The organism is Pseudomonas sp. SK3(2021), assembly GCF_016772375.1.
Lineage (GTDB): Bacteria > Pseudomonadota > Gammaproteobacteria > Pseudomonadales > Pseudomonadaceae > Aquipseudomonas > Aquipseudomonas chlororaphis_I.
This window is the reverse complement of record NZ_CP061943.1, coordinates 6468031-6488895: the sequence shown is the minus strand read 5'-3', so window position 1 is coordinate 6488895 and position 20865 is coordinate 6468031. Positions and strand designations below refer to the sequence as shown.

The window sequence follows — 20865 nt, the reverse complement described above, 5'->3', positions numbered from 1 at the left end:
GACGAAAAAAGGGGTCTGTAACGAAATGGGCGGGCATTTTAACAGGATGGGCGGATTCTGCTGCTCTCTCCGACTTGTGACGCAGCACGCTATCTAAATTTGCCGGTTTTGATACTTTCCCTCAGGATGCGCGCTGAATATGCGTCTAATGTTCGAGTTAGAGCGGCACAAGAAATTGCGTTTGATAATCAATTCCATTTGTCATTGTTTATCTACGCGTCATAATGCCCGCCGCCAACTTCTATTACAGAGTCTAGGGAGCTAGCTTGTCCAAGCCTGTCGAACCCTTGCGCTTGCTGCTGCTGGCCGAAGAGCCGGCGTGGGCAGCGTTGTTGCGCGAGTGTCTCGCTCCGTTGGGAGACTCGGTGGTGCTGATCAGTGCACCGACCTGGGAATCTGTCAGCCGTCTGTTCGACGAAGACCGCTCTGTGATTCTGTTAACCGTTCCCCAACTGCAACCGGCTCCCGGTCGTTGCAGCCTGCCCACGGTCTTGCTGCTGGAGCAGGAGCCGCTGAACACGCCAGCCGGTGCCAGCGACTGGCTGGTGAATAAAAACCTCAGTACCGATACGGTGCGCCGCTGCCTGCGCCATGTGCGTGAGCGCGGGGTGCTGGAAAGCACCCTGTTGCGCTTGGCCGAGCAGGACCCTTTGACCGGCATCGCCAACCGCCAGGGTTTCCAGACCCTGCTGGCGGCGCGCCTGGCGGAAAACGAAGGGCGCGGACTGGCGCTGGGGCACCTGGACCTGGACAACTTCCGGCATGCCAACGATGCGCTGGGCCACCAGGCCGGCGACCGATTGATCCTGCAAGTGGTCTCGCGGCTCAAGAGCCAGCTTGAGGCCGGGGACCAGCTGGCGCGCCTGGGCAGCGACGAGTTCGCCCTGCTGATCGACACCCGCCGGGCGCCGCAACGCGCCGAGTGGATGGCCGAGCGTATCGCCGAAGTCATGGCCGAGCCGTACTGGATCGATGGCGAAAGCCTGTTGATCGGTTGCAGCCTGGGCATCGCCCACGCCAGGGCGAATGCCGGCGCCGACCCGCTGATGTGGCACGCGCACATCGCCATGCAGCAGGCCAAGAGTACCCAGGGCTGTACCTTTCATATCTTCAACGAACGCATCAACCGCAATGCCCGCAGCCTCGCCGACCTGGAAAGCGAACTGCGCCGGGCCTTGCGCCGCGACGAACTGGAACTGCACTACCAGCCGCGCCTGAACCTGCATGACGGGCAGATCGTCGGCCTCGAGGCCCTGGTGCGCTGGCGCCACGGCGAGCGCGGGCTGTTGCCGCCGAGCGAGTTCGTGCCGCTGGCCGAGCAGAGCGGCCTGATCGTGCCGTTGGGCTACTGGGTGATTTCCCGGGCGTTGCGCGACATGCAGGCCCTGCGCGAGCGCGGCCTGGTGCCGTTGCACATGGCGGTCAACCTGTCGTTCCGCCAGTTCCAGGACAGCCAGTTGCTGTCGACCCTCAGCCGGCTGATTGCCGAGCGGGGTGTCGAGGCGCAATGGCTGGAATTCGAGTTGACCGAAACCGCGGTGATGCGCCGCAGCGACCTGGTCAAGCAGACCATGGACGCGCTGGGCCGGCTGGGGGTGCGGTTTTCCCTGGACGATTTCGGCACCGGGTTCTCGTCTTTCGTGCACCTCAACAGCCTGCCGATTGCCCTGCTGAAGATCGACAAAAGCTTTGTCGGCGGCATGGAGCAGCGCGAAGAGAACCGCAAGCTGGTGCACGCCATGATCAACCTGGCCCACAACCTCCATCTCGAGGTGGTGGCCGAAGGCGTGGAAACCCCCGAGCAACTGGCCTTGCTGCGCAGCTTCGGTTGCGATCAGGCGCAGGGCTACCTGATCAGCAAGCCGCTGCCGCTGGCGGAACTGGTGGAGTACCTGACATTCGGCGTAAGCCAGCAGGTCCTGGCCGGCGAGGTCAGCTGACGGTATCCCGCTGTAGCTGTAGGAGCCATCGAGTTCCTACCGCTACAGGGAATCCTGGGCGGTCTGGAAGTTATCCCGCGCGGCAGGCGCCGCGCCTTCCCGGCGAATCATCCGTCGCATCTTCCATTCGAAGGCCAGGGTCAGGCTGATGGCGGCGCACGCCAGCCCCGATGCCAGGCCCCACCACACACCGGTCGCGCCCCAGCCCAGGGTGAAGGCCATCAGCCAGGCCGCCGGCGCACCGATCAGCCAATAGCAGCCCAGGCCCACGAGGAAGGTGGTCTTGGCGTCCTTGAGCCCGCGAATCGCGCCCATGGCGATGGTCTGCGTGCCATCGAACAACTCGAACCAGGCCGCGACCGCCAGCAGGCTGACCGCCAGGTTGATCACGTCGCGAAAGGCCGGGTCGTCATGGTCGAGGAACAGCCCGATCAACTGGTTCGGCAGCAGCCAGAACACCATGGCGAAACCCAGCATGGCCGCGCCGCCAAAGGCAATTCCGACCCGTCCGGCCATGCGCGCGTGCAGCAACTGCCCGGCGCCGTAGTGCTGGCCGATGCGCATGGTGATCGCGTAGGAGATCCCGGCCGGCACCATGAAGGCCACGGAGACGATCTGCAGGGCGATCTGGTGCGCCGCCAGCTGGGTGCTGCCCATGGTGCCCATGCACAGCGCGGCGAAGGCGAACAGCCCGACTTCCACCGCGTAGGTGCCGCCGATGGGCAGGCCCAGGCGCCAGAGCTCCCGCAGGTACTGGCGATTGGGTCGCACCAGGCCCTGGCGCAGCGGGTAGGCGGCATAGGCCGGGTGGCGCTTGATGTGCCAGGCCAGTGCCAGGGCCATGCAGTTGGCGACGATCGCGGTGACCAGGCCGATCCCCACCAGCCCCAGTTTCGGCAGGCCGAACATGCCGGTGATCAAGGCGTAATTGAGCAGGAAGTTGGCCACGGTGCCGCCCAGGCTGATGACCATCACCGGCGTGGCGCGGCCGATGGCGCTGGTGAAGCCGCGCAGGGCCATGAAGCTCAGGTAGCCGGGCAGGGCGAACGGCAGGATCAGCAGGAACTGGCCGGCGGACTGCACGTTGGTTTCGGTCTGGCCGAACAGCAGCAACACCGGCTTGAGGTTCCACAGCAGCAGGCCGGCGACCAGCGCCATCAGCCACGCCAGCCAGAGCCCGGCCTGGGTCAGGCGCGCGGCGCCTTCGATGTCGCCGGCGCCCTGGCGAATCGCGACCAGGGTACCGACCGCCGCGATCACGCCGATGCAGAAGATCGACACGAACGAATAGGTGGCCGCGCCGAGACCGCCGCCGGCCAGGGCTTCCGGGCTCAGGCGGGCCATCATCAGGGTGTCGGTCAGCACCATCAGCATGTGCGCCAACTGCGAGGCGATCAGCGGCCCGGCCAGCCGCAGGATGGCCCAGAGTTCGGTGCGTGCTGGATGCTGCATGGTCATCGGTCTCGATACGGGGGAGGCAGTTAAGAGGGTTGATTCTCGGCGCTCCCGGCGGCTTGCACAAAGGGATAAAAACGATTGGTAGCATGATTAAAACTCATGCTGGGTGGATTCTGGTAAGTTGGCGCCATTGCGCCTGTGGAGTGCTGCCATGCCCCGTCGTCTTCCGCCCCTGTATGCCTTGCGTGCCTTTGAAGCCGCAGCACGACACAGCTCGTTCACCCGTGCGGCCGAGGAGCTGTCGATCACCCAGAGCGCGGTCAGCCGGCATATCCGCACCCTGGAAGACCACTTCGCCTGCCGACTGTTCCAGCGCAGCGGGCGCAACCTGCAACTGACCGAAGCCGCGCGCCTGCTGCTGCCTGGCATCCGCGAAGGCTTCACCGCCCTCGAGCGCGCCTGCAATACCTTGCGCGCCGAAGACGACATCCTGCGCATGAAGGCGCCCTCGACCCTGACCATGCGCTGGCTGCTGGCGCGCCTGAGCCGCTTCCGCCATCTGCAACCGGGCAACGAGGTGCAACTGACCAGCGCCTGGATGGACGTCGACTCGGTGGACTTCAACCAGGAGCCTTTCGACTGCGCGGTGCTGCTGAGCAACGGCCACTTTCCGCCGGACTGGGAGGCCAGCTACCTGTTTGCGGAACTGTTGATCCCAGTGGGCGCGCCAAACCTGCTCAACGATCAGCCGTGGGATGTGGCGCGACTGGCCGCCACCGAGTTGTTGCACCCGACCCCGGATCGCCGGGACTGGCGCAACTGGCTGGAGCGCATGGGCCTGTCCGGGCAGGTCTCGCTCAAGGGCGGGCAGGTGTTCGACACCCTGGAGCTGGGCATGATCGCCGCGGCCCGGGGCTATGGGGTTTCCATGGGCGATCTGCTGATGGTGGCCGAGGATGTGGCCCAGGGGCGCCTGAGCCTGCCTTGGCCGACGGCGGTGGCCAGTGGTGAGAATTACTACCTGGTATGGCCCAAGACCCGGCCTGGAGGTGAACGTTTGCGCCGTCTCAGCGATTTTCTCCAGAACGAGGTCCGTGCCATGCAATTGCCCGACGTAGAGCGTCTCGGCTGAAACGATGAAGGCCTCATGACAAGGGGCTTGCGCGATACCCGTCCAACTCGCTCAAGTATTGATCGACGCCGCCGAATCCTTGGAGGTGGAACCTTCGTTCTGATCGGTTCCGACATCTCATTCTTATTAGAACCATTGCCGAGCGTGTGACGCGATCAGGACGATCCGGTCTCTCGGCCAGGAGCTGTCATGCCTCAACCTCGTGCCCGGATCGCCTCGCAGCTTGGTCTCGCACTCGCCGTGGTACTGGCGATCGTGATCAGCGGCAGTACCGTCTTCGCCCTGCGCTCGCTGGACGCCGCCAACCTCGACACCCGTGAAGAGCACCTGGCCAGTGAGGCCCGGCTGCTGGCCGACCAGCTCAATACCTTCCATGGCACCCTGCGCGAAAGTACCCAGCGCTTGAGCGGGCTGTTCGAAAAGCGTTTCAGCGGCGGCCTGAGCCTGCACCCGGACCAGCCGGTGACCGTGGCCGGTACCCAGACCCCGGGCCTGCATCTGGGTGACGTGGTGCTGAACAACAACTTCGAGGAAGTCGACGAGTTCAAGCAGATGACCGCTGGCGTGGCGACCGTGTTCGTGCGCAGCGGCGACGACTTCATCCGTGTCAGCACCTCGCTGAGCAAGCAGGATGGCAGTCGCGCCATCGGCACCCTGCTGGACCACGCGCACCCGGCCTACCAGAAACTCATGGCGGGGCAGAGCTATGTCGGTCGTGCGCTGCTCTTCGAGCGCCTGTACATGACCCAGTACACGCCGGTGCGGGACAGCGCCGGCAAGGTGATCGCGGTGCTGTTCGTCGGTTTCGACTACACCGACGCGCAAAACGCCCAGTTCGACAACCTCAAGCGCTTCCGCATCGGCCAGACCGGCTCCCTGGCGTTGCTCGACGAGCAGCATAAATGGCTGGTCCCGCCGGCTGGCGTACAGACCCTGGAGCAAGCGGGGGCGACCATTGCCGAACTGGCCAGGCAGCCGGGCAAGGGGCGCTTCTGGAGCGACAAGAGCGAGGACTTCTACAGCGTCGCCGTCCCCTTTGAAGGCGGGCCCTGGTCGGTGGTGGCGAGCATGCCGAAAGCCGAAATCCGTGCGGTGACCTGGAGCGTCGGTACGCGCCTGGTCATCGGTAGTCTGTTGGCGATGCTGCTGGCGGTGGGCGCCACGGTCTGGCTGCTGCGCAGCAAGCTCGCGCCCTTGGGCGACCTGGTACGCCAGGCCGACGCCTTGGGCAAGGGGGACCTGAGCGCGCGCCTGAATGTTTCCAGCCAGGACGAGATCGGCCAGTTGGCGGGCAGCTTCAACCAGATGGGCCAGGCCCTGTCGGCCATGGTCGAGCACATCCGCAAGGCCGCCGAGGAGGTCAATGGCCGGGCCCAGGCGTTGTCCGGGTTGTCGAGCGGGGCATACGAGGGCATGGAGCAGCAGTCGGGCGAGATCAGCAGCATGGCCGGGGCGGTGGAAGAGTTCAGCGCCACCTCGCTGAATATCGCCGACAACATGGGCAACACCGAACGCCTGGCCCAGGAAAATACCCAGCAGACCCGGATCGGCCGTACCTCGATGGAGGAGGCCTCGGCCTCGCTGGAGCAGATCGCCGGGGCCTTGAACAGCACCGCGACGGTGATCAATACCCTGGGCCAGCGCTCCGAGGAAATCGGCGGCATCGTCGGGGTGATCACCGCGATTGCCGACCAGACCAACCTGCTGGCGCTCAACGCCGCCATCGAAGCCGCGCGTGCCGGTGAGCAGGGGCGCGGGTTTGCCGTGGTCGCCGACGAGGTGCGCAACCTGGCGTCGCGGACCCGTGAGGCCACCGACGAGATTTCGTTGATGATAAACAGCATCCAGCAGGAAACCGGCAATGCCATCGCCACCATGGAGCAGGGCAACGTGTTGATGCAGGAAGGCCTGTCGCGCAATGCCAATGTCGCCTCGGCCCTGGCGCGCATCGACGAGCAGAGCCGTTCGGCCGGCCAGCAGTTCGCCGCGATCACCACCGCGACCCAGGAGCAGAGCAGCACCGCGACCCTGCTCAGCAGCAACCTGCAAAGTATTGCCCTGGCCAACAGCGAACAGCGCGAAGTAGTGTCGAACCTGGCGATCACCGCCAAGGAACTGGAGAAGCTGGCGGCGGGCTTGCGCCAGGAGGTCGACCGGTTCCGCTGACAGCATTGCGGGCCAGCCCCACTCCTACGGGATTACGGCATCTGTAGGAGCGGCCGGCCGGCGCTCGATTGCCTGCGATCACCTCAGACCGACCGCCTTATTCCTCGGCTTTCTCCCCCAATCCAGGGTCTACCCGCTTGCCGATATCCCGCAGGCGCGCCAGTTGATCGACCATGGTCGGCGCTTCATCGAGGCTGCTGACAAAGGTCCACAGGTAGGTCATCACCGCGTAAACATGCCCGGCCTTGACCCCTTCGGTCAGGGCCAGCTGACTGATGGCGATCACGAACAGCAGCGCGGCGGCCGAGCCAAGCAGCAGATAGGCCGCCGCCTCGCGGTCCGATAGCCAGATCCGCAGCCGCGACAGCAACCGGTAGTGCCGTTGCAGGGACGTGGCGCCGACCTTGGCCACCAGGCCGATTTCCTTTTCCAGCCGGTCGTTGAGGCGCTCATGCAGCTCCTGATTGCGTCGGGCGAAGCGCGGCAGCAGGGTGATGCACAGCAACAAGGCCACCAGGCAGGCCAGGCCGAGCCAGGGTTCGATCACCAGCAGCATCACCGCCGCGCCGACAATCGAGACCAGCGCGGTGGCGATGGTCGGTACGTGCTTCTCGAAGAAATCGACGAACTCCCGGGCCAGCACCACCCGCGCCGCGGCGGTGGAGGTGCTCTGGTTCAGCAGGCGCTGGTTGAGGATCACCGGCACCGCCAGGTCGGCGTAGATCCGCGTGAAAGTGCGGGTATCCACCGCCCGCCGCGCGGCCCCGACCACCCAGAACGCCAGGACCACCAGGGCATAGACCAGGGCGCTGGCGGCGTCGCCGCGAATGATCGAGTCCACGGCAAACCCGGCAAACAGCGGGTAGGCCAGCAGCAGCGCATTCTCCAGCGCCACCAGCGACAGGGTGCAGAACAGCTTGCCGGGGTAGGCGCGGGCAATGGCTTTCAGAGTCTGGCTGGCGGATTGCTGGCCGATGTTCTTGCTTTCATCGATCAGGACTTGCGGGGTAACGGCTGACATGGGTGCACCGGATGGAAGATAAACGCTATTATTGAGCGACCGCTCAATGGTATTTGAGCGATCGCTCAAAACGCAAGCGCCATCGATCCATCGGTGCCCTGAGGTAATGCCCGCATGTCCCGTACCGACCGCAAAGACCAGATCATCGCCGCCGCCCTGGAGCTGTTTCTCAGCAAGGGTTTCGCCGCTGTTTCCACTCGCGACCTGGCGGACTACGCCGGCCTGTCCCGTAGCCACATCTATCACTACTTCAGCGACTGGAACGAATTGCGCCGCGAAGCCTTCGTGCGTTTTGCCAACGAGCAACTGGATGCCGTAGGCGCGCCCCTGGTTGGCTTGCCACCGTTGGAGGCCCTGCACGGATTCCTGCGCGATTGCTTGCCGGTTTCTGCCGAAGACAGCTGGGCGCTGTGGCTCGATGCCTGGGATGAAGCCATGCACGACACCGCGCTGGCCGAGGCCTACCAGAGGGTGGACGAGCAGTGGCAGGCCATGCTCGCCAGCATCATCGAAGCCGGCGTGCAGGCCCAGGTGTTCCAGTGCGCATCACCCGCACGCGCAGCCCGGCAGATCTTCGCCCAGATCATGGGCTACGCCGACGGCCTGTTGCTGCGACCCTCGGCTGAGGCTGCCGCAGCGGCGATGGATGAGGTGATGGAAGTGGTCGAGCTGTTATTGAAAATTCGCTGAGCCTGGAGAGGTGTTCGAGTGTGTAGAGGTTGTGGAAATTAGGTTGCTGAATCGATTCATCGGCGTTATAAAAATCCTACAATTCCAATAAAGGCACACCCTCATGACACCGCTCAGACTGCTGGTCGCTCTTTCTGCGTTCACCGCTGCTTCCCACGCCATGGCCTGGGACTATGTCCTGCTCGATACCGACAAGGCCGCCCAGGATTTCCATATCACCAGCCAACAGCTGGGAGTAAAGACCGAACAACCCTTTTCCGTGACCCTGCGCACCCTGCATGGCGGGCGTCAGGAGGGGGTGAGCATTGTCGATATCGACAATGGCGCGATGAAGCTCTCGGTGGTGCCGACCCGTGGCATGAACGTGCTGCAGGCCTCCGTCGGCAAGGTGCGCATGGGGTGGGATTCGCCGGTCAAGGAAGTGGTCAACCCGGCGTTCATCGAGCTTAACGGTCGCGGCGGCCTGGGCTGGCTGGAAGGGTTCAACGAGCTGGTGACCCGCTGCGGCTACGAGTGGGTCGGGCACCCGGGCATGGATAATGGCGAGTTGCTGACCCTGCACGGTCGCGCGGCAAACATCCCGGCAAACAAGGTCACCCTGCATATCGACGAGAAACCGCCATACGCCATCAGCCTGCGCGGCGAGCTCAAGGAACAGGCGTTCAAGAAAGTCGATTTCTCGGTGGCCACCGAGCTGGTGACCGAGCCGGGCAGCGTCAGTTTCGCTCTCAACGACACCCTGACCAACAATGGCGACTATCCGAAGGAGTACCAGGCGCTGTATCACAGCAACTTCAGCACGCCGTTCCTCGAAGAGGGCGCGAAGTTCGCTGCACCGGTTAAGCAGGTGTCGCCCTTCAATGACAAAGCCAAGGCCGATCTTGCCGATTGGCAGACCTACCGCGGCCCGACCCGGGATTACGACGAGACCGTCTACAACGTGGTGCCTTATGCCGATGCCCAGGGCGATACCCTGGCGGTGCTGCACAACAAGGCCGGCAGCCTGGGCGTTGCGGTGGGCTTCAATACCCGGCAGCTGCCGGTGTTCTCCCTGTGGAAAAACACCGATACCCAGGGCCAGGGTTACGTGACCGGCCTGGAGCCGGGCACCAGTTTCTCCTACAACCGTCGCTACCAGCGCCCGCTGGGCCTGGTGCCAACCATCGAGGCCAGGCAGAGCAAGCCATTTCAGATCCGCTACAGCCTGTTGGCCGACAAGGCGGCTGTGGATAAATCCCTGGCCGAGATCAGCCAGATCCAGAGTGGCCGGCAGACCGAAGTTCGGCCGACGCCGTTGGTGGACCTGAGCAAGGAATGATCATGCTCAGCTCGCGGCCGGCCGGTACTGCAGGGCTTCGGCCAAGTGCTCGCGGCTGATCTGCTCGGCCTGCTCGAGGTCCGCCAGGGTACGGGCGACCTTGAGCAGGCGGTGGGCTGCGCGCAGGGACAGGGTCAGGCGTTCGCAGGCGGTTTCCAGCCAGCGCTCGTCGGTTGTGGATAACTGGCAATGCCGGCGCAGGCCCGGCAGGTTGAGAAAAGCATTCGCGCAACCCTGGCGTCGTTGTTGTCGCTCCCTGGCGCGGGCCACCAGGGCCGCGGCTTGCGCGGTGTTATCCCCAGCCTGGGGCTTGGGGTTGAGGGCGGTGCTTTCCCGGGCCACGGTCAGGTGCAAGTCGATGCGGTCGAGCAGCGGCCCGGAGAGCTTGTTGCGATAACGCTGGATCTGCTCCGGGGTGCAGCGGCAGCGGCCACTGGGTTCGCCCAGATATCCACAGGGGCAGGGGTTCATCGCCGCCACCAGCTGGAAGCGCGCGGGGAAATGTACCCGGTCGCGGGCCCGGGCAATGACGATCTGCCCGGACTCCAGCGGCTCGCGCAGCACCTCCAATACCTTGCGGTCGAACTCCGGCAGCTCATCAAGGAACAACACACCGTGATGGGCGAGGGTGATTTCCCCGGGTTGCGGTTTCGAGCCTCCCCCCACCAGTGCTGGCCCTGACGCAGAGTGGTGTGGCTGGCGAAACGGCCGTTGCGGCCAATGGCTCAGGGGAATGTGGCTGGTGACCGACTGGATGGCGGCCACTTCCAGGGCTTCCTGTTCCTCCAGCGGCGGCAACAGGCCGGGCAGGCGGCTGGCCAGCAAGGTCTTGCCGGTGCCTGGCGGGCCGCTGAACAGCAGGTTGTGCGCACCGGCCGCAGCCACCAGCAGCGCGCGTTTGGCGGCCAGTTGGCCCTGCACTTCATTCAGGTCGGGATAGGGCCGGTTCTGGTAGAGAAGGCCATCCGAGGCATAGGGCTCGATGGGGGTATGGCCGTTGAAGTGGGCGACGGCTTCCAGTAAATGATCGACTGCGATCACCTTCAATCCTGACGCCAGGCAGGCTTCCTCGGCATTCGCCCGCGGCACCATCAGCGTGCGTCCGGCCTGGCGCGCGGCCAGGGCTGCCGGTAGCACGCCGCGCACCGGACGAACCGCACCGGAAAGCGCCAGCTCGCCCAGGCATTCGACATTCTCCAGGGCCAGGGTCGGCACCTGTACGCTGGCGGCAAGAATGCCCAGGGCGATTGCCAGGTCGAAGCGCCCACCGTCCTTGGGCAGGTCGGCCGGGGCGAGGTTGAGGGTGATGCGCCGGGCCGGAAAATCGAAGCCGGCATTGAGAATGGCGCTGCGCACCCGGTCCTTGCTTTCCTTGACCGCCGCTTCGGGCAGGCCCACCAGGGTCAGGGCCGGCAGGCCGTTGGCCAGATGGACTTCGACCGACACGGACGGCGCTTGCACGCCGGTCTGGGCACGGCTGTAGACAATGGCCAGAGACATGACTCGTTCCTTGAGATGCGCTTGCCGCTTCCTGCGGTCTTGGAAGGATAGTCAGGTGCTATGGATTGGGCAGAGGGGAATGCAGACAGGATGTGTCGTTTATTGCAGGGCTGGTGCGAACAAGCTCGCTGCCACAGGCTTGACATGGCCTGGGTAGCAGCAAGCTGGCTCACGATGAGGAGGGCGGATTACTCGGCGGACGGTGTCAGCTTCGCTTCCAGCTCGGCCACCTTCGCCTCCAGGCTTTCCAGGCGGGCGCGGGTGCGGGCCAGCACGACCATCTGGCTGTCGAATTCTTCCCGGCTGACCAGGTCCAGCTTGCTGAAGCCGCTTTGCAGCAAGGCCTTGAACTGGCTTTCGATTTCGGCGCGGGGCAGTGGTGTGTCGCCGCTGAACAGACGGGCGGCATGGCCGCTCAGGGCATCGAGGAGGTCTTTGGGCGCGAGCATGGGAGGTGTCCTGAAAAACAATGGCGGGCAGTGTATCACGCACTGTCTATAGTCAATTGGCAGGCGGGGATGCACGCTTTTCGCGCATCGCGCCGGGCAGTGGCGCACTGTTGTTGTGCGTATCCGTGGCGATGATGGCGAAGTGGTCTCCGTGGTTGCGGCCAAGGGACTGAAATCAGTGGGTTTTCACGAGATGGCAAGGTTTCTGCTTAGTCGCTGATGACCCATGCACTGATGCAGTCGCTGTGACGAATGCAGTGCGGCAGGCGGAGCGGGGAAGTGTTTCGCCAGCAGCGGTTAGCTGGCGTCGGTCTGGTCGAGGAAGGCCGACGATGCGTTACAAAGCCAGGCACTGCGCTTAGACTTGAGTCGGGTTTGTTTTCCTGGGGCAAGTCCACCAATTCGGGAGAAAGTTTCATGAAGCTAGTCACTGCCATCATCAAGCCGTTCAAGTTGGACGACGTGCGCGAGTCGCTGTCCGAGATCGGCGTGCAGGGCATTACCGTTACCGAGGTCAAGGGCTTCGGCCGGCAGAAGGGGCACACCGAGCTGTATCGCGGCGCGGAGTACGTGGTCGACTTCCTGCCCAAGGTGAAGATCGACGTCGCCATCGACGACAAGGATCTTGATCGGGTCATCGAGGCGATAACCAAGGCCGCCAACACCGGCAAGATCGGTGACGGCAAGATCTTCGTGGTCAATCTGGAACAGGCTATTCGCATCCGTACCGGCGAAACCGATACCGACGCCATCTAAGCCGCCCCAAACCCAACGCCCCAGGAGAAAACAATATGACTCTGCGTAAAATCGCAGGGCTAGGAGCCCTGCTGTCCATCGTAATGCCTGGCCTGGCCATGGCGGCGGACGAAGTGGCAGCCCCAGTCCTCAATTCCGGCGACACCGCCTGGATGCTGACCTCGACAGCCTTGGTGCTGTTCATGACCATTCCCGGCCTGGCGCTGTTCTACGGCGGCATGGTGCGCTCGAAAAACATTCTTTCCGTGATGATGCAGTGCTTCGCCATTACCGGTCTGATCAGCATCCTGTGGGTCATTTATGGCTACAGCATCGCGTTCGACACCACCGGCATGGAGCAGGGCGTCGTCAATTTCAACTCCTTCGTCGGCGGCATGGGCAAGGCCTTCCTGGCCGGCGTTACCCCGGCGAGCCTGACCGGCCCGGCGGCGCTGTTCCCCGAGGCGGTGTTCATCACCTTCCAGATGACCTTCGCCATCATTACCCCGGCGCTGATCGTCGGTGCCTTTGCCGAGCGGATGAAATTCTCCGCCATGCTGATCTTCATGGCCATCTGGTTCACCCTGGTCTACGCGCCGATCGCGCACATGGTCTGGTCCGGCAACGGCGGCCTGATGTGGGACTGGGGCGTGCTGGACTTCGCCGGCGGCACCGTGGTGCATATCAACGCGGGTATCGCCGGCCTGGTGGCTTGCCTGGTGCTGGGCAAGCGTAAAGGCTTCCCGACCACCCCCATGGCGCCGCACAACCTGGGTTACACCCTGATGGGCGCAGCCATGCTGTGGATCGGCTGGTTCGGCTTCAACGCCGGTTCCGCCGCCGCCGCGAACGGCACCGCCGGCATGGCGATGCTGGTGACCCAGATCGCCACCGCCGCCGCCGCGCTGGGCTGGATGTTCGCCGAGTGGCTGACCCACGGTAAGCCAAGCGCCCTGGGTATCGCCTCGGGTGTGGTTGCCGGCCTGGTGGCGATCACGCCTGCCGCTGGCACCGTAGGTCCGATGGGCGCCCTGGTGATCGGCCTGGCAGCGGGCGTGGTGTGCTTCTTCTGCGCGACCACCCTGAAACGCAAGCTGGGCTACGACGATTCCCTGGATGCCTTCGGCGTGCACGGTATCGGCGGTATCCTCGGCGCGATCCTCACCGGTGTGTTCGCCGCGCCATCGCTGGGCGGCTTCGGCACTGTGACCGACATCGCCGCGCAAGTGTGGATCCAGTGCAAAGGCGTAGGCTTCACGGTGATCTACACCGCGATCGTGACCTTCATCATCCTCAAGGTGTTGGATGTGGTCATCGGGCTGCGTATCACCGAGGAGGAAGAGTCGGTCGGCCTCGACCTGGCGCAACACAACGAGCGTGGTTACAACCTGTAATTTCGCCTGAAAAAATACCCGGCTTGCCGGGTATTTTTTTGTCTGCGTTTTGTCATTGAGAGACAGCTGAAAGGTTTTTCCCAGAGCTTGTCAGCCAGTTTGATGAGCGCTTTTTTTTCGGGTCAATGACTTACAGCATTGGAGGAATATTCGGCACTTTGTTTTTTCCCAGAGCACGCTAGAATGCGCGCCGAATGTGCGGAGAACTGTATGTGGCAACAGACTCTGATTACCCTGCGGGCAAGGCCCCGGGGCTTTCATCTGGTAACGGACGAGTTGCTCGCCGGCCTGCCTGAACTGAAGGCATGTCGGGTCGGTCTGTTGCATTTGTGGCTGCAGCATACCTCGGCCTCGTTGACCATCAACGAGAATGCCGACCCTGCGGTTCGTCGTGACTTCGAGCGTTTTTTCAATACCCTGGTGCCTCAAGGCATGGCCGGGTATGAACATGACGACGAAGGGCCCGATGACCTGCCGGCGCACTTCAAGGCCAGTTTGCTAGGCTGTCAATTGAGCTTGCCGGTATCGGCAGGTCGCTTGGCGTTAGGCAGCTGGCAAGGCGTTTATCTGGGTGAGCATCGCGATCATGGCGGTGCCCGCAAAGTCCTTGCCACCTTGCACGGTGATAAGGCATAAGCCGCTGGTTATCAGTGGATGTTGATTTTTTTCCAGCAGCCTTCGACAGTCGGCTCAGCTGGGCTATAACTAATCTGCTTTTCGCAAGTCATGAGGTAGAACATGAGCGACGATGATCTGGAAAACGACGACCTCGAAGTAGGCGACGAAGACGAAACCGAAGAAGGTCTTGAAGCGGCCGCCGACGATGTGGTGGAAGACGATGGCAGTGATGTTCCTGCCCCGACCGCCAAAGGCAAGGCCAAGGCTGCCGTCTCGGTAGACGAGTTGCCGAGTGTCGAAGCCAAGAACAAAGAGCGTGATGCACTGGCGCGTGCCATGGAGGAGTTCCTGGCCCGTGGCGGTAAAGTGCAGGAAGTCGAGGCCAATGTGGTTGCCGATCCGCCCAAGAAGCCTGATAACAAGTACGGTAGCCGGCCTATCTAAGCGCCCGCCACTTGCTTGCAGAAAAAGCCCGCCGTCGCTGCGGGCTTTTTCATGGGCGTTTGTTGGGTGATGGTACTGCGTTGGGGGGGCGCTAGCGTGCTATCAGGCGTCGCTGTGCCAGCGCGCCAGCAGCTTTGGCAGTTCGGTCAGGCTGCGGATTTCCGCGTCCGGCAGCCGCTCGGCCTCCCAGGTCTTGCCGGCCGGGTTGAACCAGATGGCCCGCAGGCCGGCCTGCTGCGCCCCGGCGATGTCGTCGCCCGGGTGGTCTCCGATGTGCACGGCAGTGTCGGGCGTCGCCTCGCCCCGTTGCAGGGCTTCGTGAAACAGCCGTGCATCGGGCTTGGCGATGCCGATGTCTTCGGCGCACAGGGCGAACTTGAAGTAATCCGCCAGCCCCAGGCGGCGCACATCGGCGTTGCCGTTGGTGACCACGCCCAGCGCGAAGTGGTTGGCCAATGCTTCCAGGGTCGGTTGTACCTCGGGAAAGATATCCAGCTGATGCCGGGCATGCAGGAACACTTCAAAGCTCTGGTCGGCCAGGGCATTGGCCTGCTCCTGGTCGTAGCCGGCTTCCTCCAGCGCATGAAACAGGACCCGGCGGCGCAGGGCGCTGATGCGGTACTTGAGCCCGGGCTCGTTGTTCAGCACGCGCTCACGGATGGCCCAGAGATGCTCCACCGGAACGCCGCCCAACTGCGGGGCGTGGTCGGTCAACCACTGGCGCAGCACGGCTTCGGCGCTGACGATCACGGGCGCGGTATCCCACAGCGTGTCGTCGAGGTCGAAGGTGATCAGCTTGATCGTCATTACTCACCGCCTTTGTTGCGTTTGGCCCGTGGATGGGCGCTGTCGTAGACCGCTGCCAGGTGCTGGAAGTCCAGGTGGGTATAGATCTGGGTGGTCTTGATATCCGAGTGCCCCAGCAGTTCCTGGACGGCGCGCAGGTCCTGGGAGGATTCCAGCAGGTGGCTGGCGAAGGAGTGTCGCAGCATGTGCGGATGCAGGTTCTGTCCCAGCTCGCGCTCGCCCGCGGCCTTGACCCGCAGCTGGATCGCCCGTGGGCCCAGGCGCCGGCCCTGTTGGCTGACGAACACGGCATCATCGGGTGGATTGCTCAGTGCCCGCAGCGGCAGCCACAGTTGCAGCGCCTCGCGGGCTTTTTTGCCGACCGGCAGGACCCGGGTCTTGCTGCCTTTGCCGTGGACCTGCACCAGGCCATCGGCCAGGTCCAGCTGTTCGAGGTCGAGGCTGGTCAGCTCCGACAGACGCAGCCCGGAGGAGTAGAACAGCTCGAGAATCGCCTGGTCGCGGTGCGCGAGGAAATCGTCCTCCACCGCGCCATCGAGCAATTGCAGGGCGCGATCGGTGTCCAGGGTCTTGGGCAGGCGACGCTCGCCCTTGGGCGGCGCCAGGCCATTGGCCGGGTCGTGATTGCACAGGCCTTCACGGTTCAGGTAGTGATACAGGCCGCGCACGGCGGAGAGCAGGCGCGCCAGGCTGCGGGAGGATTGGCCCTGCTGGTGCAGGCGCGCAATCATGCTGCGCAGGCCCTGGATGTCCAGGTCGGACCAGCTGGAAACCTGCTGCTTGGCGCAGAAGGCCAGCACTTTTTCCAGGTCGCGGCGGTAGGCTTGCAGCGTATGGGGCGACACTTGGCGCTCACTGCGCAGGTGCTCGCAGTAGGCGTCCAGTTGTCGTTCCATGGTCAGCGAACCGAGCGTAGCGAGTGAGTGAAGCGCGGCAGCACGCGGCCCATGACTTCGGCGATGTAGCTGAGGAACAGCGTCCCCACCGAGCTTTTGTAGTGCTGTGGGTCGCGGCTGGCAATGGCCAGCACGCCATGAATGCCCTGATGGGCGATGGCGACCACAGCGCTGGAGCCGATCTGTTGGCGCTGCTCTTCGCCGAACAGGAAGTCCAGCTCATGTTCGCGCAGGCTGCCGCTGACGCTCTTGCCTTCGGTCAGCAAGCCGCCGATGGCGGTCTGGGCGTCGGCGGCGGTGACCCAGCGGCCTACCGGCATGGCACTGTCGCTGAACAGGATCAGGCTCACGAAAGGCACCTGGAAGTCCTGGCGCAGACTGTCTTCGACGCTCATCACCACGTCTTCCAGGCTGTTGGCATCCATCAGCGCGAGAATCAGGCGGCGGGTCTTCTCGAAGAGCCGGTCGTTGTCGCGGGCCACGTCCATCAATTGCGAAAGCCGGTGGCGCATCTCGATGTTGCGCTCGCGCAGGATCTTCATCTGCCGCTCCACCAGCGAGATGGTGTCACCGCGCTGATGGGGAATGCGCAACGCCGGGAGCAGTTCTTCATGCTCGACGAAGAAGTCCGGATGAGCCTCCAGATACGCGGCGATTGCCGCCGCCTCAAGGTTTTCGGCAGGAGATTCGTCGGGCTGTTCGGCTGGAACCTGAGGCTGATCAGTCATGGTTTTCGCTCATTCAAAGACGCACCTGTCCTTCGTATACGCGTACTGCCGGGCCGGTCATCTTCACCGGTTGGCCAGGGCCTGCCCACTCGATGGACAGGCGCCCGCCCGGCAGGTCGATCAATAGCGGCGAATCCATCCACCCCTGGCTGATCGCGGCCACTGCGGCGGCGCAGGCACCGGTACCGCAGGCCTGGGTTTCCCCGGCGCCACGTTCCCAGACACGCAGCTGCGCGCGCTGACGGTCGATGACCTGGATGAAGCCGACATTGACCCGGGCCGGGAAGCGCGGGTGATGTTCGATCTTCGGCCCCAGCTCATGCACCGGCGCGCTGTTGATGTCGTTGACCCGCAGCACGGCATGGGGGTTGCCCATGGACACCGCAGCCAGCTCGACGGTCTGGCCGTCGACTTCGACCTGGTAACTCAAGGCCTGGGCTGGCGCCACGAACGGAATCTGCTCGGGCACCAGGCGCGGCGCGCCCATGTCGACGCTGATCTGACCATCGTTGCGCACATCCAGTTCGATGATGCCGCTCTTGGTCTCGACGCGGATCTGGCGCTTGGTGGTCAGGCGCTTGTCCAGGACGAAACGGGCGAAACAGCGCGCACCGTTGCCGCATTGCTCCACTTCGGAGCCGTCGGCATTGAAGATCCGGTAGCGGAAGTCCACGTCCGGGTTGCTCGGCGCCTCGACGATCAGCAACTGGTCGAAACCGACACCGGTGTTGCGATCGCCCCATTGCTTGGCATGTTTGGGCAGGATGTGCGCGTGCTGGCTGACCAGGTCTAGGACCATGAAATCATTACCCAGGCCATGCATCTTGGTAAAACGCAGCAGCATGGTTCTACTCCGGCAGCAGGCTTTCGCCAGCAAACAACTCGGCTACCGTCTCGCGGCGACGCACTTCAACAGCCTGTTCACCATCGACCAGCACTTCAGCAGCGCGACCGCGGGTGTTGTAGTTGGAGCTCATGACGAAACCGTAGGCTCCGGCCGAATGCACGGCCAGCAGGTCGCCTTCTTCCAGCGCCAGCTGACGTTCCTTGGCCAGGAAGTCGCCGGTTTCGCAGATCGGGCCGACGATGTCGTAGGTACGGGCCTGGCCATCGCGCGGGCATACGGCGCTGACATCCATCCAGGCCTGGTACAGGGCCGGGCGGATCAGGTCGTTCATTGCCGCGTCGACGATGGCGAAGTCCTTGTGTTCGGTGTGCTTGAGGTACTCGACCCGAGTCAGCAGTACCCCGGCGTTGGCGACGATGAAGCGGCCGGGTTCGAAGACCAGTTCGAGGTCGCGACCGTCGAGGCGTTCGCGCACGGCCTTGACATAGTCGGCCGCCAGCGGCGGCTCTTCATCGCGATAACGCACGCCCAGGCCGCCACCGAGGTCGATGTGGCGCAGGTAGATGCCGCACTCGCCCAGGCGGTCGACCAGGTCCAGCAGACGGTCGAGGGCATCGATGAAGGGGGCCAGGGTGGTCAGTTGCGAGCCGATATGGCAGTCGACGCCGATCACTTCCAGGTTCGGCAACTGGGCCGCGCGGATGTACACGTCTTCGGCATCGGCGATGGCGATACCGAACTTGTTTTCCTTCAGGCCGGTGGAGATGTACGGGTGGGTGCCCGCGTCGACATCCGGGTTGACCCGCAGCGAGACCGGCGCGCGAACCTTGAGTTCGGCGGCAACCTGTTGCAGGCGCTCCAGCTCGTCGCTGGACTCGATGTTGAAGCAGTGCACGCCGACTTCCAGGGCACGACGCATGTCGTCGCGGGTCTTGCCGACACCGGAGAAGACAATCTTGTCGGCCGCGCCACCAGCTGCCAGGACGCGTTCCAGCTCGCCGCGGGAGACGATGTCGAAACCGGCGCCCAGACGCGCCAGGACATTCAGTACACCCAGGTTGGAGTTGGCCTTTACCGCGAAGCAGACCAGGTGCGGCATGCCGGCGAGGGCATCGGCGTACGCGTGGTACTGCGCTTCGATATGCGCTCGGGAATAGACGTAGGTCGGCGTGCCAAAGCGTTCGGCAATGGCGGACAACGCTACACCTTCCGCGAACAGCTGCCCGTCGCGGTAGTTAAAAGCGTCCATGGGGTTCCCTTAGTTGGTGTCGTGCTTGTGCGACTGCGAGTGACCTTGGTCTTCAGGGGATTTGCTGTCATCGGGAAGATACAGCGGGCCTTTTTGACCGCAGGCAGTGACAAGGCAGGCAACCGCGACGAGCGCAGCAAGGGAAGAGATCAGGCGCTTCATGGCGAAATCCTTGAGAATGCGTTAATTGCGCCCGAGTATACCGGCCACCCGACGGCTTGCCTATGCGCTGGAACACCCGTCCGGCGGGCCTTTGCCCCGGGCGCAGGCGTTGGGCGCGGCGGCCGCGGGGATATTTTCTCTGCCGCCCGCGCCCTTGATCGGTATCCTTTGCATTCGCCCGGATGCGTCCGTATCTTGCGGCGCTTGAGCGTGAGTAGACACTTTTCGAGGTTCCCGCAATGAGTTTGACTGAAGCCCGTTTCCACGACCTGGTCGATGCCACCCAGCAGGCGCTGGAGGACATTTTCGAGGAGAGTGACCTGGATATCGATCTGGAGAGCTCCGCCGGTGTGCTCACCGTCAAGTTCGAAAACGGTAGCCAGGTGATCTTCAGCCGCCAGGAACCACTGCGTCAGCTGTGGCTGGCCGCGCGCTCCGGTGGCTTCCACTTCGACTACGACGAAGAAAGCGAACGCTGGATGTGCGACAAGAGCGAAGAGCAGCTGGGCGAAATGCTCGAGCGCATCGTCCTCGAGCAGGCCGACATCAAGCTCGAGTTCGAAGGGCTCTGAGACCGTGACGCCAACCGCCCCGGTGCGCCCGCCCAAACCGTTGTACAGCAATGTCAGCCCGGCCGTGGCCTCGCCCTGCGTCAGCCTGTGCCGGCTGGACGAGGAAAAGGTCTGCAAGGGCTGTTTCCGGCATGTCGAAGACATTCGCGAATGGCGCTCGGCGGACGATGAGCGTCGGCGCGTCATCTGTCGCCAGGCGCTGGAGCGCAAGCGGGCGGCGCCCGGCATGGGCTAGCCCCGGCACAAATGCCCGGCGGCTTGTTTATTTGTGCTGCTGTGGTAGTGTCCGGTTACGCCTCGCCACATCGGGGCCGGTGAAAACCCCGTCTTATCTGGACGGGGTTTTGCTTTTTTGTGCCGAAAAAAGGAGTCTGCCTGGATCATGAGCACCGCACCTTCCATCATTCTCACCCGCCTCGACGTGCAGCGTCTGGAGCGCCTGATCGACAGCCTGGACGACACGCTGCCTGGCGTCATTGCGTTGCAGACCGAGCTGGATCGCGCCGAAACCCTGGTGGGCCACGATGAAGTCCCGCCCGGTGTCGTGACCATGAATTCGCGTGTGCATTGCCGCGAAGAGGGCAGTGGCAAGGACTATCACCTGACCCTGGTGTATCCACAGGACGCCAACGCCGACGAAGGCCGGATCTCTATCCTGGCGCCGGTGGGCAGCGCCTTGCTCGGCTTGCAGGTCGGGCAGTACATCGACTGGCCGGCGCCGGGCGGCAAGACCCTGAAGCTGACCCTGCTGGAAGTGGAATACCAGCCCGAAGCGGCTGGCGACTTTCACCTCTGATTA

At 63.7% G+C, this 20865-nt stretch carries 22 protein-coding genes; 12 read left to right on the top strand and 10 right to left on the bottom strand.

Annotated elements, in window-relative coordinates:
• Window positions 1-266: 266 nt before the first annotated feature.
• A complete protein-coding gene (locus tag IF690_RS28940) occupies window positions 267-1940 on the top strand; it encodes a putative bifunctional diguanylate cyclase/phosphodiesterase (protein ID WP_202698363.1) in 1674 nt (557 codons plus the stop codon).
• Between the two features lie 42 nt (window positions 1941-1982).
• Here IF690_RS28940 and IF690_RS28935 read toward each other — a convergent pair whose 3' ends face one another.
• The gene (locus IF690_RS28935; RefSeq protein WP_202698362.1) at window positions 1983-3392 is read right to left on the bottom strand and encodes a NorM family multidrug efflux MATE transporter; all 1410 of its coding nucleotides are present in this window, start codon (window positions 3390-3392) and stop codon (window positions 1983-1985) included.
• Window positions 3393-3549: 157 nt separating this feature from the next.
• Here IF690_RS28935 and IF690_RS28930 point away from each other — a divergent pair, with 157 nt between their 5' ends.
• Together IF690_RS28930 and IF690_RS28925 are read left to right on the top strand one after the other, a co-directional pair.
• Entirely contained in the window at window positions 3550-4470 is a 921-nt protein-coding gene (locus IF690_RS28930; RefSeq protein ID WP_202698361.1) for a LysR substrate-binding domain-containing protein, read from the top strand.
• 189 nt (window positions 4471-4659) lie between these two features.
• Complete coding sequence (locus tag IF690_RS28925) at window positions 4660-6636, top strand: methyl-accepting chemotaxis protein (protein WP_202698360.1); 1977 nt, start codon at window positions 4660-4662, stop codon at window positions 6634-6636.
• Between the two features lie 97 nt (window positions 6637-6733).
• Here the strand turns inward: IF690_RS28925 and IF690_RS28920 are convergent, their stop codons facing one another.
• A complete protein-coding gene (locus IF690_RS28920; protein ID WP_202698359.1) occupies window positions 6734-7657 on the bottom strand; it encodes an ABC transporter six-transmembrane domain-containing protein in 924 nt (307 codons plus the stop codon).
• A gap of 114 nt (window positions 7658-7771) precedes the next feature.
• Here IF690_RS28920 and IF690_RS28915 point away from each other — a divergent pair, with 114 nt between their 5' ends.
• Both IF690_RS28915 and IF690_RS28910 read left to right on the top strand, forming a co-directional pair.
• On the top strand, window positions 7772-8347 hold the full coding sequence (locus IF690_RS28915; protein WP_202698358.1) for a TetR/AcrR family transcriptional regulator: 576 nt from the start codon (window positions 7772-7774) through the stop codon (window positions 8345-8347).
• Between the two features lie 103 nt (window positions 8348-8450).
• The gene (locus IF690_RS28910) at window positions 8451-9665 is read left to right on the top strand and encodes an aldose 1-epimerase family protein (RefSeq protein WP_202698357.1); all 1215 of its coding nucleotides are present in this window, start codon (window positions 8451-8453) and stop codon (window positions 9663-9665) included.
• Window positions 9666-9671: 6 nt separating this feature from the next.
• Here IF690_RS28910 and IF690_RS28905 read toward each other — a convergent pair whose 3' ends face one another.
• Together IF690_RS28905 and IF690_RS28900 are read right to left on the bottom strand one after the other, a co-directional pair.
• Window positions 9672-11165, bottom strand: a complete 1494-nt coding sequence (locus IF690_RS28905; protein WP_202698356.1) for a YifB family Mg chelatase-like AAA ATPase — start codon at window positions 11163-11165, stop codon at window positions 9672-9674.
• Between the two features lie 188 nt (window positions 11166-11353).
• A complete protein-coding gene (locus IF690_RS28900) occupies window positions 11354-11614 on the bottom strand; it encodes an accessory factor UbiK family protein (RefSeq protein WP_087087570.1) in 261 nt (86 codons plus the stop codon).
• 417 nt (window positions 11615-12031) lie between these two features.
• On the opposite strand from IF690_RS28900, the gene glnK reads away from it, so the two are divergent.
• From glnK to sutA, 4 genes are all read left to right on the top strand, one after another.
• Window positions 12032-12370 (top strand): P-II family nitrogen regulator, encoded by a 339-nt coding sequence (gene glnK, locus IF690_RS28895; RefSeq protein WP_002555808.1) that lies wholly within the window; start codon window positions 12032-12034, stop codon window positions 12368-12370.
• A gap of 35 nt (window positions 12371-12405) precedes the next feature.
• On the top strand, window positions 12406-13743 hold the full coding sequence (locus IF690_RS28890; RefSeq protein WP_023967854.1) for an ammonium transporter: 1338 nt from the start codon (window positions 12406-12408) through the stop codon (window positions 13741-13743).
• Between the two features lie 210 nt (window positions 13744-13953).
• The gene (locus IF690_RS28885) at window positions 13954-14379 is read left to right on the top strand and encodes a secondary thiamine-phosphate synthase enzyme YjbQ (RefSeq protein ID WP_016703180.1); all 426 of its coding nucleotides are present in this window, start codon (window positions 13954-13956) and stop codon (window positions 14377-14379) included.
• Window positions 14380-14481: 102 nt separating this feature from the next.
• The gene (sutA, locus tag IF690_RS28880) at window positions 14482-14805 is read left to right on the top strand and encodes a dormancy-specific transcriptional regulator SutA (RefSeq protein ID WP_023967855.1); all 324 of its coding nucleotides are present in this window, start codon (window positions 14482-14484) and stop codon (window positions 14803-14805) included.
• Window positions 14806-14907: 102 nt separating this feature from the next.
• On the opposite strand, the gene IF690_RS28875 is transcribed toward sutA, so the two are convergent.
• Genes IF690_RS28875 through lptM form a run of 6 tightly spaced genes read right to left on the bottom strand, consistent with a single transcriptional unit; the run spans window position 14908 to window position 19494 of the window.
• The gene (locus tag IF690_RS28875; RefSeq protein WP_202698355.1) at window positions 14908-15612 is read right to left on the bottom strand and encodes an HAD family hydrolase; all 705 of its coding nucleotides are present in this window, start codon (window positions 15610-15612) and stop codon (window positions 14908-14910) included.
• Complete coding sequence (xerC, locus tag IF690_RS28870; RefSeq protein WP_038574777.1) at window positions 15612-16508, bottom strand: tyrosine recombinase XerC; 897 nt, start codon at window positions 16506-16508, stop codon at window positions 15612-15614. Before xerC ends, IF690_RS28875 begins: the two co-directional genes overlap by 1 nt.
• A 2-nt stretch (window positions 16509-16510) precedes the next feature.
• Complete coding sequence (locus IF690_RS28865; RefSeq protein ID WP_009051448.1) at window positions 16511-17236, bottom strand: DUF484 family protein; 726 nt, start codon at window positions 17234-17236, stop codon at window positions 16511-16513.
• A 13-nt stretch (window positions 17237-17249) separates the two neighbouring features.
• Window positions 17250-18080 (bottom strand): diaminopimelate epimerase, encoded by an 831-nt coding sequence (gene dapF, locus IF690_RS28860; RefSeq protein WP_016703183.1) that lies wholly within the window; start codon window positions 18078-18080, stop codon window positions 17250-17252.
• Window positions 18081-18084: 4 nt separating this feature from the next.
• Window positions 18085-19332 (bottom strand): diaminopimelate decarboxylase, encoded by a 1248-nt coding sequence (lysA, locus tag IF690_RS28855; RefSeq protein ID WP_202698354.1) that lies wholly within the window; start codon window positions 19330-19332, stop codon window positions 18085-18087.
• 9 nt (window positions 19333-19341) lie between these two features.
• Window positions 19342-19494 carry an LPS translocon maturation chaperone LptM gene (lptM, locus tag IF690_RS28850; RefSeq protein ID WP_007926668.1) on the bottom strand — a complete coding sequence of 51 codons (153 nt, stop codon included), beginning with the start codon at window positions 19492-19494 and terminating at the stop codon, window positions 19342-19344.
• Window positions 19495-19733: 239 nt separating this feature from the next.
• Between lptM and cyaY the strand changes: the two genes are divergently transcribed.
• The 3 genes from cyaY to rnk all read left to right on the top strand — a co-directional run bounded on the left by cyaY (window position 19734) and on the right by rnk (window position 20862).
• On the top strand, window positions 19734-20066 hold the full coding sequence (gene cyaY, locus IF690_RS28845; protein WP_023967860.1) for an iron donor protein CyaY: 333 nt from the start codon (window positions 19734-19736) through the stop codon (window positions 20064-20066).
• Window positions 20067-20070: 4 nt separating this feature from the next.
• Window positions 20071-20301, top strand: a complete 231-nt coding sequence (locus IF690_RS28840) for a DUF1289 domain-containing protein (RefSeq protein WP_202698353.1) — start codon at window positions 20071-20073, stop codon at window positions 20299-20301.
• 147 nt (window positions 20302-20448) lie between these two features.
• Window positions 20449-20862, top strand: a complete 414-nt coding sequence (gene rnk / locus IF690_RS28835) for a nucleoside diphosphate kinase regulator (protein ID WP_007926672.1) — start codon at window positions 20449-20451, stop codon at window positions 20860-20862.
• Window positions 20863-20865: the final 3 nt, after the last annotated feature.

Bases quoted from the DNA above. Each gene is read 5' to 3' on its own strand.
- dapF (WP_016703183.1), bottom strand. From the start codon at position 18,080: ATGCTGCTGCGTTTTACCAAGATGCATGGCCTGGGTAATGATTTCATG.
- IF690_RS28900 (WP_087087570.1), bottom strand. From the start codon at position 11,614: ATGCTCGCGCCCAAAGACCTCCTCGATGCCCTGAGCGGCCATGCCGCC.
- IF690_RS28875 (WP_202698355.1), bottom strand. From the start codon at position 15,612: ATGACGATCAAGCTGATCACCTTCGACCTCGACGACACGCTGTGGGAT.
- IF690_RS28935 (WP_202698362.1), bottom strand. From the start codon at position 3,392: ATGCAGCATCCAGCACGCACCGAACTCTGGGCCATCCTGCGGCTGGCC.
- lysA (WP_202698354.1), bottom strand. From the start codon at position 19,332: ATGGACGCTTTTAACTACCGCGACGGGCAGCTGTTCGCGGAAGGTGTA.
- IF690_RS28915 (WP_202698358.1), top strand. From the start codon at position 7,772: ATGTCCCGTACCGACCGCAAAGACCAGATCATCGCCGCCGCCCTGGAG.
- IF690_RS28925 (WP_202698360.1), top strand. From the start codon at position 4,660: ATGCCTCAACCTCGTGCCCGGATCGCCTCGCAGCTTGGTCTCGCACTC.
- rnk (WP_007926672.1), top strand. From the start codon at position 20,449: ATGAGCACCGCACCTTCCATCATTCTCACCCGCCTCGACGTGCAGCGT.
- glnK (WP_002555808.1), top strand. From the start codon at position 12,032: ATGAAGCTAGTCACTGCCATCATCAAGCCGTTCAAGTTGGACGACGTG.
- IF690_RS28920 (WP_202698359.1), bottom strand. From the start codon at position 7,657: ATGTCAGCCGTTACCCCGCAAGTCCTGATCGATGAAAGCAAGAACATC.
- IF690_RS28890 (WP_023967854.1), top strand. From the start codon at position 12,406: ATGACTCTGCGTAAAATCGCAGGGCTAGGAGCCCTGCTGTCCATCGTA.
- IF690_RS28865 (WP_009051448.1), bottom strand. From the start codon at position 17,236: ATGACTGATCAGCCTCAGGTTCCAGCCGAACAGCCCGACGAATCTCCT.
- IF690_RS28885 (WP_016703180.1), top strand. From the start codon at position 13,954: ATGTGGCAACAGACTCTGATTACCCTGCGGGCAAGGCCCCGGGGCTTT.
- sutA (WP_023967855.1), top strand. From the start codon at position 14,482: ATGAGCGACGATGATCTGGAAAACGACGACCTCGAAGTAGGCGACGAA.
- IF690_RS28910 (WP_202698357.1), top strand. From the start codon at position 8,451: ATGACACCGCTCAGACTGCTGGTCGCTCTTTCTGCGTTCACCGCTGCT.
- lptM (WP_007926668.1), bottom strand. From the start codon at position 19,494: ATGAAGCGCCTGATCTCTTCCCTTGCTGCGCTCGTCGCGGTTGCCTGC.
- IF690_RS28905 (WP_202698356.1), bottom strand. From the start codon at position 11,165: ATGTCTCTGGCCATTGTCTACAGCCGTGCCCAGACCGGCGTGCAAGCG.
- IF690_RS28930 (WP_202698361.1), top strand. From the start codon at position 3,550: ATGCCCCGTCGTCTTCCGCCCCTGTATGCCTTGCGTGCCTTTGAAGCC.
- cyaY (WP_023967860.1), top strand. From the start codon at position 19,734: ATGAGTTTGACTGAAGCCCGTTTCCACGACCTGGTCGATGCCACCCAG.
- xerC (WP_038574777.1), bottom strand. From the start codon at position 16,508: ATGGAACGACAACTGGACGCCTACTGCGAGCACCTGCGCAGTGAGCGC.